Here is a 14,919-nt window from a genome sequence, read left to right as displayed (position 1 = left end):
ACTCACTTCAGCGTAATTAACTCTAACGTAAACGTCAACTCTTCCGCGTCACCAGCCGCGTGCTCTCGGAAATTTGCGTTTTGACTTTAATCCTGAATTGCGCAATCAACAAACTGACGTCGATAATGGATGTTTTTGATGACAGAGGTTGCAGCGCTACAACTGAATGGAATCGGCAAGGTCTTTGCCGGCTTGCCCGTTTTGAAAGATATCGATCTTTCAGTATCGAAGGGTGAGATCATTTGCCTGGTCGGCCGCTCAGGCTGCGGCAAGTCCACGCTGCTGCGCATCATTGCCGGTGTCGAGACGCCGGACGCGGGCAGCGTGCGTATGAATGGCATCGAGATTGCTGGCCCTTCTCGGTTCGTCGAACCGGAAAAGCGCCGCATCGGCTTCGTCTTTCAGGATTATGCGCTGTTTCCCCATCTGACCGTCGAGCAGAATGTTGCCTTCGGGCTGAAGGGAATGCCACGAAGAGAGGCGCGCGCGCGCACCGCAGAGATGCTGGAGCATGTTCGCCTGTCGGACCTTGCCAAACGATATCCGCACACGCTTTCCGGCGGCGAGCAGCAGCGCGTGGCGCTTGCCCGCGCCTTGGCCCCGAAGCCGGAAATTCTGCTGATGGATGAGCCATTCTCCAACCTTGATCGCGGCCTGCGTGACAGCGTGCGGGAAGAAACGATAGGCCTGCTGCGCGCGCTTCAGACGACCGCGATCATGGTGACGCACGATCCGGAAGAAGCGCTTTCAGCTGGCGACCGCGTCGTTCTCATGCAGTCCGGCCATATCGTCCAGTCGGGAACAGGCTATGACCTGCACGACCGCCCCGTCAGCCGCTATGCAGCCGATTTCTTCTGTGCCTTCAACAAGGTGGAAGGGACGGTCAGAAACGGACATGTGGAAACGCCCATCGGCCGGTTCTCCCATGGCGGCGACTTGAAGGAAGGGGCGCCTGCTCTGGTCTATATCCGTCCCGCTGAGATCGAGGTGCAGGGCGACAGCACGCCTCACGCCAATCTTCTCTTAGGACAGGTGTCGGGCCGGATGTTCATGGGCGAGATCGAGCAACTGTCGATCAGCGTTCCGGGTTTGCAGCGGGATCTGCGCGTGCGCAGCATGAAGCGCACACCAATCGATGCTACGGACGTTCGTTTTGCAGTCGACCCTCAGCATGTGCTGATATTTACCCAGGATTGAAATCCAAAAAATCGCTTCGAAAATTCCGATCATTTTCAACTCAAAGTGAACATTTCGGCTGATCGCCTACCAGATTAAACTTGATTTACATTATCATGTATGGTCAGTGCCTTCGACATCATTCAAGTCCGAAGGGGAGAGAGATGGGTTTTTTCAATACCAAAAATATTGCACTTCTAGCAGGCGTCACCGGAGCGGTTTTTGCAGGCGCGGCCAATGCTGCGGAAGTCAACATCTACACCACGCGTGAACCGGCTCTCGTTCAGCCATTGCTGGACGCCTTCAGCAAGGAAAGCGGCGTCAAGGTCAACACCGTCTTCATGAAGGATGGTCTTGCCGAGCGCGTGCTGAGCGAAGGCGCGAGCTCCCCAGCTGATATTCTCATGACGGTGGATGCCGGCAATCTCGTCGACCTCGTCGAAAAGGGTGTTACCCAGCCGGTCGAGTCCAAGGTTCTGACCGAGTCCGTTCCAGCAGAACTGCGGGACGCAAAGGGCAACTGGTTCGCGCTCTCCATGCGTGCCCGCGTTCTTTATGCTGCCAAGGATCTCGACCTGACGGCCTTCAACTATGAAGATCTGGCCGATCCGAAGTGGAAGGGCAAGGTTTGCATTCGCTCGGGCCAGCACCCCTACAACACCGCACTCTTTGCCGATTATATCGCCCATTACGGCGCTGAAAAGACCGAAGCCTGGCTGAAAGGCGTCAAGGACAACCTCGCCCGCAAGGCCGGCGGTGGCGACCGTGACGTTGCCAAGGACATCCTCGGCGGCATTTGCGATATCGGTCTGGCAAACTCCTACTATGTCGGCCTGATGCGCTCCGGTAAGGGCGGCGAAGAGCAGGTCAAGTGGGGCGAAGCGATCAAGGTCATTCTCCCGACCTTCAAGGACGGTGGCACCCAGGTGAACATCTCCGGTGCGGCAGTTGCCAAGAACGCGCCGAACAAGGCCGATGCCGTGAAGCTTCTCGAATACCTCGTCTCCGACGAAGCGCAGAAGATCTACGCTGAAGCCAACTTCGAATATCCGGTGAAGCCAGGCGCAGCACTGAATGAGGTCGTTGCATCCTTCGGCACGCTGAAGATCGATCCGAAGCCGTTGACGGAAATCGTCTCCCACCGCAAGCAGGCGAGCGAACTGGCTGACAAGGTCGGCTTCGACAACTAAGGCTTCGACCTCGGATCAGCGATCCGGCATATGCATGACAAGGCGCCCGTATCACGCGGGCGCCTTCACCTTTTTCAGTATATCGATATTTCATGCACGATAAGGCTTGAGTACCCGCATGGTTTCAGACAGCGCCAGTCCCACGACGATGAAGGCCAGGCCAAGACTCCATGCGAATGTCTGGTGGCTGGTAGCATCGGCGATGATTGCAGGGCTTGCCCTTCTGCCAGTGGCGGCATTGGTGACGGAAGCCATGCAGGGCTCGACGGGGCTGTGGGCACATCTTCGCGATACGGTGCTGGCGACTGCCTTGCCGGATACGCTGATTTTGCTTCTCGGCGTCGGGATTCTTGCAGGTATTCTGGGTACGGCGTCGGCCTGGCTCGTGGCAGCGCATGATTTTCCAGGGCGCGGCGTTCTCGAATGGGCGCTGCTCCTGCCGCTCGCCATGCCCACCTACATCATGGCTTACGCCTATCTCGATATTCTCCACCCGCTAGGCCCCGTCCAGGGGGCAGTGCGCTGGCTGCTTGGCTATTCCAGCCCGCGCGAGTTTCGCCTTCCCGATATCCGATCCATGACGGGATGCATCCTGCTGCTCGGCTTCGTACTCTATCCGTATGTCTATATTCCCGTGCGAGCCATGTTCCTGACCCAGGCCGGCAATCTGCTCGAGGCTGCGCGGCTTTTGGGTACGTCTCGCAGATCGCTCTTCCTGCGGGTGGCCGTCCCCTTGGCGCGTCCGGCAATCGCTGTGGGCATCAGCCTGACCTTGATGGAAGCGCTGAACGATATCGGCGCATCGGAATTTCTTGGCGTTCGCACCCTGACGGTGTCGATCTATACCACCTGGGTGACGAAGTCGGATCTGCCGGGAGCAGCGCAGATTGCCCTTTGCATGCTGGTGCTGGTCGTGGGCCTTGTGGCGTTGGAGCGCTGGGCGCGGCGCAGGCAGCGCTACGCGCTCTCCGCCCAGAAAAGCAGGACGCTCGAACCGCTGCGGATCGAAGGCGCCTGGGGTTGGCTTGCTTTTGCGCTCGGCAGCCTGCCGATCCTGATCGGCTTTGCCGGACCCGCACTCTATCTCATCAGGCAGGCATGGACGCGCTATCAGTTCAGCGGTGTCTCCACGCGCTTCCAGTCCGAGGCCGTGAACACGATCGTCTTTGCCGGACTTGCCACCCTTGTCACATTGTTTCTCGGACTCGTGGTCGCTTATGCCATGCGCATCGTGCCGGGCAGGGCGTCCCTATGGTCTTTCCGGCTGGCAACGGTCGGCTACGCGGCACCCGGAACCGTGATCGCCATCGGCGTGCTGATCGCTCTTGGCGGCTTTGACAGGTTTGTCGATCAAACCATGCAGAGCTGGTTCGGCATCTCCACCGGGCTTCTGCTGATCGGCAGCGGGGCTGCCTTGATCTTTGCCTATACAGCGCGGTTCCTGACGATCGCCGCAGGCGGGATCGACGCCGGCTTGAGCCGCATTCCTCTCTCCTTCGATCACGCATCGCGCACCTTGGGGCGTGCGCCCGGCGCAACCTTCCGCCATGTGCATCTGCCGCTATCCAAGGCTGCGATTGCCGCAGCCGGCCTGCTGGTCTTCGTCGATTGCGTCAAGGAGCTACCGGCAACGCTGCTTCTACGACCTTTGAACTTCGAGACTTTCTCGACGCAGCTTTATGGCGAGGCGGCGAGGGGGACCTATGAGGAAGCTTCGATAGCTGCCCTCGCCATCGTGCTGATCGGTATTCTCCCGGTGATCCTGCTGGCCCGCGTCGGCAAGCCGAACACGGCCTCAGGCGTGATCTGACATCACCAACTCACGCAAATGCGATTGGGCGACCCGATGCGCTGTGGGAACGATTTTTCCACGGTTGGGTTAATTTGTCATAACGCACTCGAGAGGAGATTTATCATGCTTCACCATGAACCCCGTGCCGGTCAGGACCCATATGTCAAGGATACCCCAAGCTTCATCGCCAGCGATAAGGTTGAAGGTACGAACGTCTATGGCGCCGACGGCAAGAAGATCGGCTCGATCGAACGCATCATTCTCGAAAAGCGCGGCGGCCGCGTTGCTTACGCCGTCTTGAGCTTCGGTGGCTTCCTCGGCATCGGCGACGAGTACTATCCGCTGCCTTGGGAAAAGCTCCACTATGATGAAGAGCTTGATGGCTACCGTGTCGATCTGACCAAGGAACAGATTGAAAATGCGCCGCGCTTCGCCGAACGCGAAGACGACAGCTGGTATGGACGCGAGGACCGCAAGGTCTACGATTACTACGGCGTTCCGCCATATTGGATGTAAGAACATCACACGTTAAACGGCTCCGAAAGGGGCCGTTTTTCTGTGCGGGCTAAGCGTAAAGAGGCAGTGCTGTCGAAGGGTTCCGGTAGGATCACCGAAGTCCCTATTTCCAGAAAAGGACGTCCTTGAGCCCTGAGTCTTAGCCGTGATACACATTGTCCTCGGGCGGCGCCCGGGGACGGCAGAAGGAGGATGACGGGATCTCCGACAGCATAAAGGCCGCTCAGTGCGGCCTTCGTGTGGTTGCTTCAGACACTGCGTCTTCAAAGCAGCGGCGTGCTTCTTCAGGCGTCTTACGTCCGTCCAGTGCTGCGCGGCATGCGCTACGTGCTCGGACAAAATTCAGCCCACGTGCGTGCGGCCAGTTTTCGGTAAGTAGCGTCAGCGCATCGAGGGGGCCGGAGATCACGTTCCGGCTATTCTTGTCAAAGATGACTTCGACAGGCTCTGTCCATATGGTCTGCTTCATTGAACACCTCCCTAACAACCCAAGCTAACGCGTCATGCATTGGCTCGGTTCCCGTTAGGGAGAGTATTCCGATGCGCCCGATTTTACAACCGGGAGCTTAGCATCAACGAAAGCCGAAGAAAGACAGGATCGCAAGAACGATAACGACCAGGCCGACGATATAGATGATCTGATTCATGGGTTGCCTCCGCTGGGAGCCGGCTGTGCCGGCGCTTCAAATCTGTCACCATAACGTGAAGAGAGGCCGCAAGTTCCCGAGGAAGGCGTATTTTCGGTTGTGGGCGAGCAAATCGCGTGCGTTGTTTTACGTCTCCAGCGTGAACTGAACGACGTCGATCCGGCCGCCTCTGAAGCCCGCCGCGCAATAATGAAGATAATATTGCCACATGCGACGGAAGCGCTCGTCAAAGCCCATTGGCTGGATTCGTTCCCAATTGGCGATGAAGGCACGATCCCAAAGCATCAGCGTCCGGTCGTAGTCCTGGCCGAAGCGCAGCTCATCGGTGACTGAAACGCCTTCGCGTGCTGCCGCCTGGCGGAATGCGGTGATGGAGGGGAGCATACCACCGGGGAAGATATAGGTCTGGATGAAATCGGCGTTGCGGCGGTACTGGTCGAAGAATGGCTCGTCGATGGTGATGACCTGCACGACGGCCTTGCCACCAGGCGCCAGCAGTTCCCGCACCCGCTTGAAGTACACCGGCCAGTTCTCCTCGCCGACGGCTTCGAACATCTCGATGGAGACGATCTTGGAGTAGGTGCCTTGGCAATCGCGGTAATCCTCCAGCCGGATGTCGCTGCGCTCTGACAAGCCTGCCTTGGCAAGCCGGTTACGCGCATAGGCAGCCTGCTCTTGAGACAGCGTCAGCCCGGTGACACGGCAGCCTGTCTTTGCAATGGCATATTCGGCAAAGCCGCCCCAACCGCAGCCGATCTCCAGCACGTGGTCGTCGGGTCCGATCTTCAGTTCTTCAACGATGCGGTCGTATTTGGCGTTCTGCGCTTCAGCCAGCGTCTGGCCGGGTTGTGTAAAGAGCGCGGAAGAATAGGTCATGGTCTCATCGAGCCATGCGCCGTAGAAGCGATTGCCAAGATCGTAGTGGAACGCGATGTTGCGGCGGCTTCCAGACTTGGAGTTGCGGCGCAGACGATGGCGCAGGTAGTCGATGGTTGCCGTCAGACGTGACGGCTGCGAAAGCGACAGCCAGCTTTTTTCGTTGGCAACAGCGAGTTCCAGCAGTGAGGAAATATCCGGGCTGTCCCAGTCACCATCCATGTAGGCCCGTGCAAAACCCATATCGCCACCAGTCACCAGGCGACGAACCAACCGACCTCGGTTCAGGCAAATGACCCCATGCGGTCCGGACTCCTTGCCTTGCAACACATATTCCTGCCCGCCGGGAAAAACGAGCGTCAGACGTCCATGCGTCAAACCGCTCAGTCTCCGGCAGATCATCCTTTGCCATAGTGGAGCGGTGTGAGGGAGAAACGGGCGCGTTTCCTGTTCAGCGTGGCTCATTTTTCATGCCTCCCATGATTGCGGCGTTTTGGCGGGGACGGAGCTCGCAATGCGGCGCTCAGCGGCCTTGTGACGATAAAGTGGATTGCCCTTGGCCCAGAGGAGAAGGGCTTCCCAGTGGATGGCGCCCATGATCTTGAGCGTCATCAGCGGATGGGACAGAAAACATCTGGCAAGCGCGCCATCCGTCAAAGGACGGCGCTTGCCAGTAAAGGAGGCGAACAGCAACTCGCCCTCGGCATCGCGCTCGTTGATGGCAACACGCACCATCTCCTGTGGCGGATCGATGCGGAAATCGTAGGTGCACTCCATCGGCACGAAGGGCGACACATACATTTCCTTGTCGCAGCCATGCCGGACGGTGCCGTCAGCGCCTTGCGGAGTGGGAATGATATAGGTGTGGCGCTCGTGGAAGGTGTTGCAGACCTCATAGAGAATGGCGACCAGCCGGTCGTTCTCACGCCGGTCACGGCAGAAATAGACCGTCAGCGGATTAAACACATAGCCGAAGATGCGCGGGTAGCAGAGCATTTCGACACGCAGCTCTTCAAGCGGCACATCGATATCAGCCTCGCCAAGCCTCGTCCGGCACCAGTCCTTCAGCGCGCGTTCTTCACCGATGCCGTGGTCCTTGTCGTGAAAGCTGAAAATCGAAAAGCGATTATGGGCAAAGAGCCGCGTCGTCTGATCGACCAGCGGCAATTCGTCCAGGTCGAGAAGAAGCGAAAAAACGCGGTAACGCAGCTTGTGCGGGCGCGGACGATGGCGCGCATGCACAACGTTGCCAGCGTAGATCGCGGAGCGCAACGTCATCAGACGCGCTCCTCGACGGGCGACATGAAGATGCGACCGGATTCGTTTTCGACCGTCCAAGGTCGTTTGACACCGCCCAACGCTTCTGCGACCGCAAGGCCGGACTGAATGCCATCCTCATGGAAGCCGCTGCCGAAATGCGCGCCGCAGAACCAGGTGTTGCGGCGGCCCTGCAGCGACCACAGGCTCTTCTGTGCTGCCATCGCCTTGGTATCGAAAAGCGGATGGGTGTAATCGAAGCTCTGGATCACCTTGGCCGGATCGACGGCGCGGGAGGGGTTGAGCGTGACGAAGAGCGGCGTTGCAGGATCGATAGGCTGGAGCTTGTTCATCCAATAGGTGACGCAAAGCGCCTCCGTTCCGCGCGATCCCGGCTCGCTGAGATAGTTCCAGCTGGACCAGACCGCCTTGCGCTTCGGCATCAGGCGCTCATCGCTGTGAAGCACGGCCGTGTTGTTTGTATATTCGAACGCGCCAAGGAGGGCATGCTCATGATCGTCAGCGTCGGCGAGAAGCGACAAGGCATCATCCGCATGCGTGGCGATCACCACATCATCGAAAACCGAGACATCGCCTGCGCGGTCGAGGACGGTCACGCCTTCGGGCGTGCGACGGATGGCGGCAACCGGGCTTGAAAGGCGCACCGTTCCGCGAAACTCGGCAAGCACGCGCGACACATATTCCCGGCTTCCGCCTTTGACCGTCCGCCATTGCGGGCGGCCGGAAAGCTGGACGAGGCCATGATTGACGAAAAAGCGAATGAAGGCGTGCAGCGGATAATCGCGCATGTCGTTGGCGGTCATCGACCAGATCGCAGCCCCCATCGGCAGCAGATGATCGTCGATGAAGCCCGCTGAATAGTTGTTTCGATCTAGATAGGCGCCGAGACTGACGCCGCGCAGGCTCTCGTCTTTCAGAAGATCCGGCGCGACCTTGTAGAAGCGCATGATATCACGCACCATTTTCCAGAAGCGCGGGCGAAAGAGATTGGACTTCTGGCCAATCAGCCCTGCAAGGTCGGAGCCTGAATATTCAAGCGCCCCGCCGCCAAGCGATGCTGCAAAGGACATGTCGGAGGCAGCTGTCTGCACGCCGAGATGCGCAAACAGAGCCACAAGATTGGGGTAGTTCTTCTCGTTATAGACGATAAATCCCGTATCGACGGCAATGGGAGCCTTGCCCGCAGGTTCGACATCGACCGTATTGGCATGGCCGCCAGGTCGATGGTTGCTCTCATAGAGCGTGACGTCGCAGGACTTGTCCAGGAGCCACGCAGCCGAGAGGCCAGAGATACCGGAACCGATAACGGCAACCTTACGCTGTGCCCGTCCGTCTCTTGCCCGCGACGATATATTCATGACTTCCAGGTCCATCTTCTTCATGTCGAACGTTACGCATGCCGATGCGCAATGGATTTCCGAAACGTTAAATTTTGTCTTCAGCCTTACCTTGAGTGATCCACTGAAATAGACGTGCCGTAGTCGCCATCATGACGATAAATGTTTCCATAGCGTCGGCGCCGTGCCACTATATGAGCAACAATAGGAAGAGGCCTGTTGCTCAGAAAACGCGTGGGAGCGAGGTAAAGCCTATTCGCATGGGTGAAACGGTCCAGAACAATATCGAGGACGAGCTTCCCGGACTGCTGAGAGCGATTGCATCGGAACGCAGTGTGGAGGCCTTCGAAGCCGTATTCCGGTATTTCGGGCCACGCGTGCGGATCTATATGTTACGGCAGGTGCGTGACGCGCAGGCCGCCGAGGAACTGATGCAGGAAACAATGATGACGGTCTGGAACAAGGCCGCCCTCTTCGATCCGGCGAGAGGCAACGTCTCCGCCTGGATATTCAGAATTGCCCGTAATCTCAGAATAGATGCGCACCGCCGCGATCGCCGCCCCGAATTCGATTTGAACGATCCGGCCTTCGTCGCCGATGATGCGCCGGCGGCCGATACCCAGATGGAAGAGTTGCAGGATGCAGAGCGTCTGCATCGGGCGCTGGCCGACCTGCCGCAGGAGCAGCGTGATCTTCTGAAGCGTTCCTTCTTCGAGGAAATGTCGCATAGCGTCATTGCCCAACAGCTTGGCCTGCCGATCGGAACCGTCAAGTCGCGCATCCGGCTTGCCTTTGCCAAACTGAGAACAGCACTGGAGTCGCGCACATGAGTGTTCGGCACCACATCAGCGATGAATTGCTTCTGGATTATGCGTCGGGCAGTCTGGCGGAAAGCTGGAGTATGGCGGTCGCTACTCATCTTGCGCTGTGTCCCGAATGCCGCAAGCGGTTGCGCGCCATGGAAATGACCGCGGGTGCGCTCTTGCGTGACGTGGAGCCTGCCCAGGGAATTTCCGAAGGTCAATGGAGCGCCATGAAGGCCCGCCTGCGCGCTGAAGCGCCTGCAAAGCGACCTTCTGCAACAGCGTCAGCCGCGACCAAGGCGTCGGTCTTGCCAGAGCCTTTGCGCTCCTACGCCGGTGGAGATATCGACAGGTTGAAGTGGAAGCCGCTTGGCCCTGGCGCCTATCATTTCCCCATTCCCACGCGTGATGGTGAAGCCCAGGTCCGCTTGCTGAGGATCCCGGCTGGAAAGCCTGTTCCCGAACACACCCATGGCGGGCGTGAGTTGACCGTCGTTCTCGCCGGATGCTTTCGCGATGGCGACGACGTTTTCCATCGCGGCGATTTCGAAGAGGCGGATGAGGATCTTACCCACCAGCCGATAGCCGGCGAGGGTGAGGATTGTATTTGCCTCGCCGTCACCGATGCGCCGCTGAAGTTCAAAAGCTGGATCGTCAGGCTGGTTCAGCCGGTTTTGGGAATTTGACACCCGCTCATAAAAGGAAGCTCGCCGTATGCAACTGATCATCGCCTATGTCGCAACGGCCATCGTCTTCTTCGGGCTGGATTTCGTCTGGCTCTCAAAGCTCGCCGTCGGTTTTTATAAGCGGGAAATCGGGCAGCTGATGCTGCCCAAGCCCAATTTTGTAGCAGCAGGCGTCTTCTATCTCTTCTACATCGCAGGCATCGTCTACTTCGCCGTCGCGCCGTCCTTCACAGGTGGCTCGATCGGTGAAGCGCTACTCTCCGGTGCCATCTTCGGCTTCCTGGCCTATGGCACCTATGACATGACGAACCTGTCCACCCTCAAGGGTTGGACATGGCGTCTATGTGTAGTGGATATCATCTGGGGAACACTGCTCACCGGCCTCGCTGCCGCAGCGGGAGCTTGGGCAACGCAGGCTTTCGCGTGAGTTCGTCTATATGAACAGCGCCAGCGCCGCCTACCGCAAGTGGATATTGATCACTTACGCAGGATGACCCAGATCGCATGGATGATGCCGGGTAGATAGCCGCACAGCGTGAGCAGGATGTTCAGCCAGAACTGAAGGCCGAGACCTACCTGCAGGAAAACGCCGACGGGCGGCAGGATGATGGCGAGCAAAATGCGAATGACGTCCACGATCTAAAATCCCATGTCCATTGTTATCTGGCCAGTAACGTGATTTGACACCAATTGGTTCAACGCCAGTTTCCACCGAGCGCATACAGTCCGTCCATTCGTTACGGACGCGCTTGCCGCCACAGTGCACTTCCACAGGGTCACGCCCTAAAATAGTTTTGCAATAAAACGGCTATGATGTTGTTTCTTTACGGTTTGATAACCAAATATGTCTGACGGTAAGAAAGGGTGTTCATCGCCTCACCATATCCACATTAGCGCCTATGGTAGGATCCATGAAAAAGCCGATAGACAAAGCCGGACTGATCTTCGTCGCTCTCCTCTGCGTCCTGATCGGTCTTGTCCTCAGCATCGCCCTTTTTCGCGGCAACGTCCACATTGCCCCGCAGGGTATCGCTCCACAGGGCCAGGATGGGTCTCTGATTCCCCACACAGCACCACATCAACAGACCAATTAAGCTCGGTCAGAAACCAATCTGACCGCTTGGCTCGCGTGAGAGCGTGACTGGACGCAAAGCCTCCTTGTGGCCATGGGTCTGCATCGACGAAGATCAAATTCCGCTGAGCGCAACGTCGCGAGAGGCGTGATCAATACGCTCCTGCAGCGCCACGGTGACTGCCTGTAGAAATTCATGGCGCCGCAGCTCGTCGTCTGCTGCCGGTGCGGATTTCAATCGCCCGAGAATTTTGTTCATGAACCCCACATGGTTGAAGCTGTCGGCTGCGATGTTGACCTCAACCTCTTCCATGTAATGGGAGAGGTGAGGCTCCAACTCCAGGTTCTCATCCATCTGATACCGATTGGCCATCTGCTCCCCAAGCGTCGCCATTTGTGCGTAAGGGCCAAATTCGTCGATCATTCAATCTCCTCTTGTGTTGAGAGACTAAGATAGGCGAGGCGATGAAGAAGCACGAGAGGCAGAAAATCCACATCGCGAAAACGTGAGATTGTGTTGAAAGGGATGCGGTGGAGAGGTTCAAGCGCTCTTTCGTGCCTCAGTCATTGCAACTGCCTCGATCAACAGGAATATGCCGGCGTTAATTTAACAACCGACGCCTATACGCGCTCGCATCCAAAATTAAAGCCCTTGTCCGCATCTACAGTGGTTATCAGGCTCCCGCGTAAAGCGGCTGGCCGCGATATGTCGTCCGGTGCTTCGAAGTACCTTGCACATTCACAGCGATGAGAGCGGGCCGGGGATCGGGTTGTTAGAATGCAAACCCTGATTGTCTGTGAATAATCTAATTAAATTTTCGGTTGGGGTGCGGATAGCGTTGCAAATCTAATCTATCGATGATCCTTTTTATTAAGGGTCAAATATTGGGTGGATTATGCAAAAAGTTTCACACTATCGTCGCGCTATGTGGCCAACCGAGGGGCGGTCAGTCGAACAACTAATAAGGAGAGCGCTTCTTAATGCCCCGGCTGTTAGTGATACCAAGTTTCGCTACAACGGTGATGTTTCGGCGCAAGTAACCGCACGTGATTTACAACAGGGAAGTACAGGACTGTATTTCACGCTCTTCGCAGAAGGTGGCGAAACGGGAACCGTAGAGAATGGCGGCGCGCGAGTGGGTAGAACCGGCGCACCTCCGGGAACAGAGTTCTTAAAGACTGGCGTTCACATGGTCATGGAGGGAAACCATCTTGCCTATGTTGCCAACGGCCAGACGAATGATGGGCAGATAACCAGACTTTTAGCGCAGTTTCTTGCTTCGAAGGGAATCGAGGGGGCAGACGCGCAGTTTGTTTACCTTCCTAGGTCAAACAGGAGGGAATTGGAACGCCTTCTGCGAGTAGGTGTGAAATCCGTCGACTTGGGCGTGTCTTCCTTCTTGGTGGCAGCCCAAGAACTGGCAGACGAGACCGGCACAGCCCATGATTCCGGCTTCGGTCGGACGCTGTTCAGGGCTGCAAGGGGAATATTTGGCAGAGGAAGATCGCCACAGGAGGTCGAGGCCGCCGCAGATATTGAAGCAACCCTTCATCTCGGATTTGATGGGAGAAGTGCGAGCCAACTAGTCCCCCAGGTTTTAAGCACTCTTGCTCTACAGATCACCGACGGGCCGGACGAGTTCAAAATTGTCACTCAGGATGGTAATATCATTACGCGAGACAAGCTTGTGATAAAGCGTGAGGTCAATGTCGACGGTGACGAAATTTCACTTGAAAACGCAAGCGCTTTTTCTGCTCTGCGTGATTGTCTGGCAGACTGGGGACGAAACGGGGTGATGGAAGAATAATGGGAGCGCGGGGCATCTATATCATCATAGCCTTTACGGCTTCTGTGGCGGTCGCCTATTTTTGGGGAGGATACCTAAAGAATAGCGACGATGCCATGAGCGCTCTGATCGATGTCTTTGCGATTCTAGCAGGTGTTCTTGTTGCCGTGATTTCAATTGTGGGCGATCCCTCTATGCTTCTGCCGGGGAACTGGAGGGTCGCATACGTTCACGCCGAAGACATGCAAAATAGGATAGCGAATTTCTCGCACCTCTTTTTCGTCTACATCATGTCGTTGCTTCTGCTTGTGGTCGGGATGGTGTTGAAGGATGCCAAGGCCGAAAATGTAGAGAGTGTATTCGCCTTGATGACTTTTTTTTCGACCTTCGGAGTACTTCTATCGATACCTCTCCCGTACAGTCTAATGGCGCTGCAAAAGGAGAGAATGAAAGAAGAGATCAAGGCGCGCCGGGCACGGGGTAGTAATTCAGGTGACTGAGACATGTCTCATATGTACTGCCGGATCCACGTCCGGCTTGGCGTTATGTTGCCTTTGGGCTATTATGATATGAGAAGTTTCTGACTTACCTTGATGGCAAATTGTTGCTTTCCTCAAAACGGAATGTCGTCTTCAGTTAATTTTTGGTACTCCTCGTACGAGATGAATACATCGGTCACGACATTGCCGAGATGGTCGCGTGGCGGGTTATCCGGCTTGTAATAATTCCGCCCTTCCTTGATTGAGTGGGCATCTAGAATGCCATACACCTTTATGGCGCAGTCGCTAAAATCGCAATCCTTGAATGTATTCCGACTAAGGTCAAAATCGTCAATGACTTCGATCCGGCAGTCCGAGAAAACACATTCGCGGAATGATTGGGACTTGGTGATACGGCACTCGTGTAGGCGCACTTTTTCAAGACGACCCAAGCTGTCTTCCATAGAGTCGTAGATCGTCGGCCAAAGCGCCCCTCCGACGAGATGCAGTGGTCTGATCCCCGCGATTCGAGGCCAATGCTTGTCAAAAGAACTTGAACTGACAGGCTTTTGAAACTTAGCCGATGTCCTGGATCGGGCACCTTTTTCTTCACCAGTAACGAGCGCTCGTAACGTAGCGCGATTTACATTATCGAAGCCGGGCTTTTCGTAGGTATCAATAAGGAGATCGGCTAGAAGATCCATCGCTTCAACTGCAAATCTCTTCTGCGGTTCGGTTAAGAGAATTTCTAGCGTTGAGATGCCAGCTACAACTTGAGGAATTTTTTCCTTTTCCGCGATCAGTTTTGCGGCCTCTTGCAGCAACTTAGAATAATTGGCCTCATCATTTGCATCGTTTTGGCGCTTCTGCTGGTCCGCTTGGCGAGACGTTACCATGCCGCGCCATGCTACGGTACAGAAAGTCATTAGGGCTAAGTAAATCGCGCCGAATGGTGTGACAACGTCGATGCGTTGCTTCATTTCAAGGACTGAAGTTCCCCCAAAGACCCACCACGCAGCAAAGAACGCGGCGATGATCGCGCCGATTGCGAGGCAAATGGCGAAAACGTACCAGTCCTTCTCTGTTAACTTAGGCCAATTGGCCTTGTCTGTATCACGTGCTTGAGAGTCGGGCATAGGCGCGTTCCAATTGCAGACCTACATTGGGAATTAAACAAACATTCTTCTGGTAGCAATATGGTCGCACGTGCAGTCTTAGGCGAGTATCGCAGCAAAGACATCGGGTGCGAATGCAAGGTAAAAGACTGATTATACTAGGGA

17 protein-coding genes are annotated in these 14,919 nt (G+C 56.3%); 10 read left to right on the top strand and 7 right to left on the bottom strand.

The features are described from left to right. Positions 1 to 138 precede the first annotated feature (138 nt). The 4 genes from ACTJK5_RS11215 to ACTJK5_RS11200 all read left to right on the top strand — a co-directional run bounded on the left by ACTJK5_RS11215 (position 139) and on the right by ACTJK5_RS11200 (position 4,674). Positions 139 to 1,197 carry an ABC transporter ATP-binding protein gene (locus ACTJK5_RS11215; RefSeq protein ID WP_440612442.1) on the top strand — a complete coding sequence of 353 codons (1,059 nt, stop codon included), beginning with the start codon at positions 139 to 141 and terminating at the stop codon, positions 1,195 to 1,197. 143 nt (positions 1,198 to 1,340) lie between these two features. Continuing rightward, complete coding sequence (locus ACTJK5_RS11210; protein WP_113259868.1) at positions 1,341 to 2,366, top strand: Fe(3+) ABC transporter substrate-binding protein; 1,026 nt, start codon at positions 1,341 to 1,343, stop codon at positions 2,364 to 2,366. Between the two features lie 118 nt (positions 2,367 to 2,484). Next, the gene (locus ACTJK5_RS11205; RefSeq protein ID WP_440612441.1) at positions 2,485 to 4,176 is read left to right on the top strand and encodes an ABC transporter permease; all 1,692 of its coding nucleotides are present in this window, start codon (positions 2,485 to 2,487) and stop codon (positions 4,174 to 4,176) included. A gap of 105 nt (positions 4,177 to 4,281) precedes the next feature. Next, positions 4,282 to 4,674 carry a PRC-barrel domain-containing protein gene (locus ACTJK5_RS11200; RefSeq protein WP_062445660.1) on the top strand — a complete coding sequence of 131 codons (393 nt, stop codon included), beginning with the start codon at positions 4,282 to 4,284 and terminating at the stop codon, positions 4,672 to 4,674. A gap of 223 nt (positions 4,675 to 4,897) precedes the next feature. On the opposite strand, the gene ACTJK5_RS11195 is transcribed toward ACTJK5_RS11200, so the two are convergent. From ACTJK5_RS11195 to ACTJK5_RS11180, 4 genes are all read right to left on the bottom strand, one after another. Further along, positions 4,898 to 5,143: a DUF982 domain-containing protein gene (locus ACTJK5_RS11195; RefSeq protein ID WP_335322929.1), complete on the bottom strand. Its 246-nt coding sequence runs from the start codon at positions 5,141 to 5,143 to the stop codon at positions 4,898 to 4,900. A gap of 304 nt (positions 5,144 to 5,447) precedes the next feature. Further along, positions 5,448 to 6,575 carry a class I SAM-dependent methyltransferase gene (locus tag ACTJK5_RS11190; RefSeq protein WP_440612440.1) on the bottom strand — a complete coding sequence of 376 codons (1,128 nt, stop codon included), beginning with the start codon at positions 6,573 to 6,575 and terminating at the stop codon, positions 5,448 to 5,450. A gap of 90 nt (positions 6,576 to 6,665) precedes the next feature. Beyond that, positions 6,666 to 7,475 (bottom strand): DUF1365 domain-containing protein, encoded by an 810-nt coding sequence (locus ACTJK5_RS11185; protein WP_335322927.1) that lies wholly within the window; start codon positions 7,473 to 7,475, stop codon positions 6,666 to 6,668. Further along, entirely contained in the window at positions 7,475 to 8,848 is a 1,374-nt protein-coding gene (locus ACTJK5_RS11180; RefSeq protein ID WP_440612602.1) for an NAD(P)/FAD-dependent oxidoreductase, read from the bottom strand. The genes ACTJK5_RS11185 and ACTJK5_RS11180 overlap by 1 nt, the downstream gene beginning before the upstream one ends. 224 nt (positions 8,849 to 9,072) lie before the next feature. Here ACTJK5_RS11180 and ACTJK5_RS11175 point away from each other — a divergent pair, with 224 nt between their 5' ends. From ACTJK5_RS11175 to ACTJK5_RS11165, 3 genes are read left to right on the top strand one after another with little or no spacing between them, the layout of a single operon-like run. Then, positions 9,073 to 9,642: a sigma-70 family RNA polymerase sigma factor gene (locus ACTJK5_RS11175; protein ID WP_062427054.1), complete on the top strand. Its 570-nt coding sequence runs from the start codon at positions 9,073 to 9,075 to the stop codon at positions 9,640 to 9,642. Beyond that, positions 9,639 to 10,301, top strand: coding sequence for a ChrR family anti-sigma-E factor (locus tag ACTJK5_RS11170; RefSeq protein WP_440612439.1), 663 nt, complete (start codon positions 9,639 to 9,641; stop codon positions 10,299 to 10,301). The genes ACTJK5_RS11175 and ACTJK5_RS11170 overlap by 4 nt, the downstream gene beginning before the upstream one ends. Positions 10,302 to 10,329: 28 nt before the next feature. Then, positions 10,330 to 10,728, top strand: coding sequence for a DUF2177 family protein (locus ACTJK5_RS11165; RefSeq protein WP_062427052.1), 399 nt, complete (start codon positions 10,330 to 10,332; stop codon positions 10,726 to 10,728). Between the two features lie 50 nt (positions 10,729 to 10,778). Here the strand turns inward: ACTJK5_RS11165 and ACTJK5_RS11160 are convergent, their stop codons facing one another. Next, the gene (locus ACTJK5_RS11160) at positions 10,779 to 10,937 is read right to left on the bottom strand and encodes a YqaE/Pmp3 family membrane protein (protein ID WP_082447281.1); all 159 of its coding nucleotides are present in this window, start codon (positions 10,935 to 10,937) and stop codon (positions 10,779 to 10,781) included. A 275-nt stretch (positions 10,938 to 11,212) separates the two neighbouring features. Here ACTJK5_RS11160 and ACTJK5_RS11155 point away from each other — a divergent pair, with 275 nt between their 5' ends. Continuing rightward, complete coding sequence (locus ACTJK5_RS11155) at positions 11,213 to 11,395, top strand: hypothetical protein (protein ID WP_440612438.1); 183 nt, start codon at positions 11,213 to 11,215, stop codon at positions 11,393 to 11,395. 93 nt (positions 11,396 to 11,488) lie between these two features. Here the strand turns inward: ACTJK5_RS11155 and ACTJK5_RS11150 are convergent, their stop codons facing one another. Beyond that, positions 11,489 to 11,797, bottom strand: coding sequence for a hypothetical protein (locus tag ACTJK5_RS11150; protein ID WP_440612437.1), 309 nt, complete (start codon positions 11,795 to 11,797; stop codon positions 11,489 to 11,491). Between the two features lie 472 nt (positions 11,798 to 12,269). Here ACTJK5_RS11150 and ACTJK5_RS11145 point away from each other — a divergent pair, with 472 nt between their 5' ends. Both ACTJK5_RS11145 and ACTJK5_RS11140 read left to right on the top strand, forming a co-directional pair. After that, complete coding sequence (locus ACTJK5_RS11145; RefSeq protein WP_440612436.1) at positions 12,270 to 13,181, top strand: hypothetical protein; 912 nt, start codon at positions 12,270 to 12,272, stop codon at positions 13,179 to 13,181. Next, on the top strand, positions 13,181 to 13,660 hold the full coding sequence (locus tag ACTJK5_RS11140) for a hypothetical protein (RefSeq protein WP_440612435.1): 480 nt from the start codon (positions 13,181 to 13,183) through the stop codon (positions 13,658 to 13,660). Before ACTJK5_RS11145 ends, ACTJK5_RS11140 begins: the two co-directional genes overlap by 1 nt. A 113-nt stretch (positions 13,661 to 13,773) precedes the next feature. Here the strand turns inward: ACTJK5_RS11140 and ACTJK5_RS11135 are convergent, their stop codons facing one another. Continuing rightward, positions 13,774 to 14,775, bottom strand: a complete 1,002-nt coding sequence (locus ACTJK5_RS11135; RefSeq protein WP_440612434.1) for a hypothetical protein — start codon at positions 14,773 to 14,775, stop codon at positions 13,774 to 13,776. Between the last annotated feature and the right edge of the window lie 144 nt (positions 14,776 to 14,919).

This window comes from Agrobacterium sp. 22094, assembly GCF_052046015.1.
GTDB classification, from domain to species: Bacteria; Pseudomonadota; Alphaproteobacteria; order Rhizobiales; family Rhizobiaceae; genus Agrobacterium; species Agrobacterium cavarae.
Note: the sequence above shows the minus strand (reverse complement) of the source record. Positions and strands in the feature narration are given on the sequence as shown.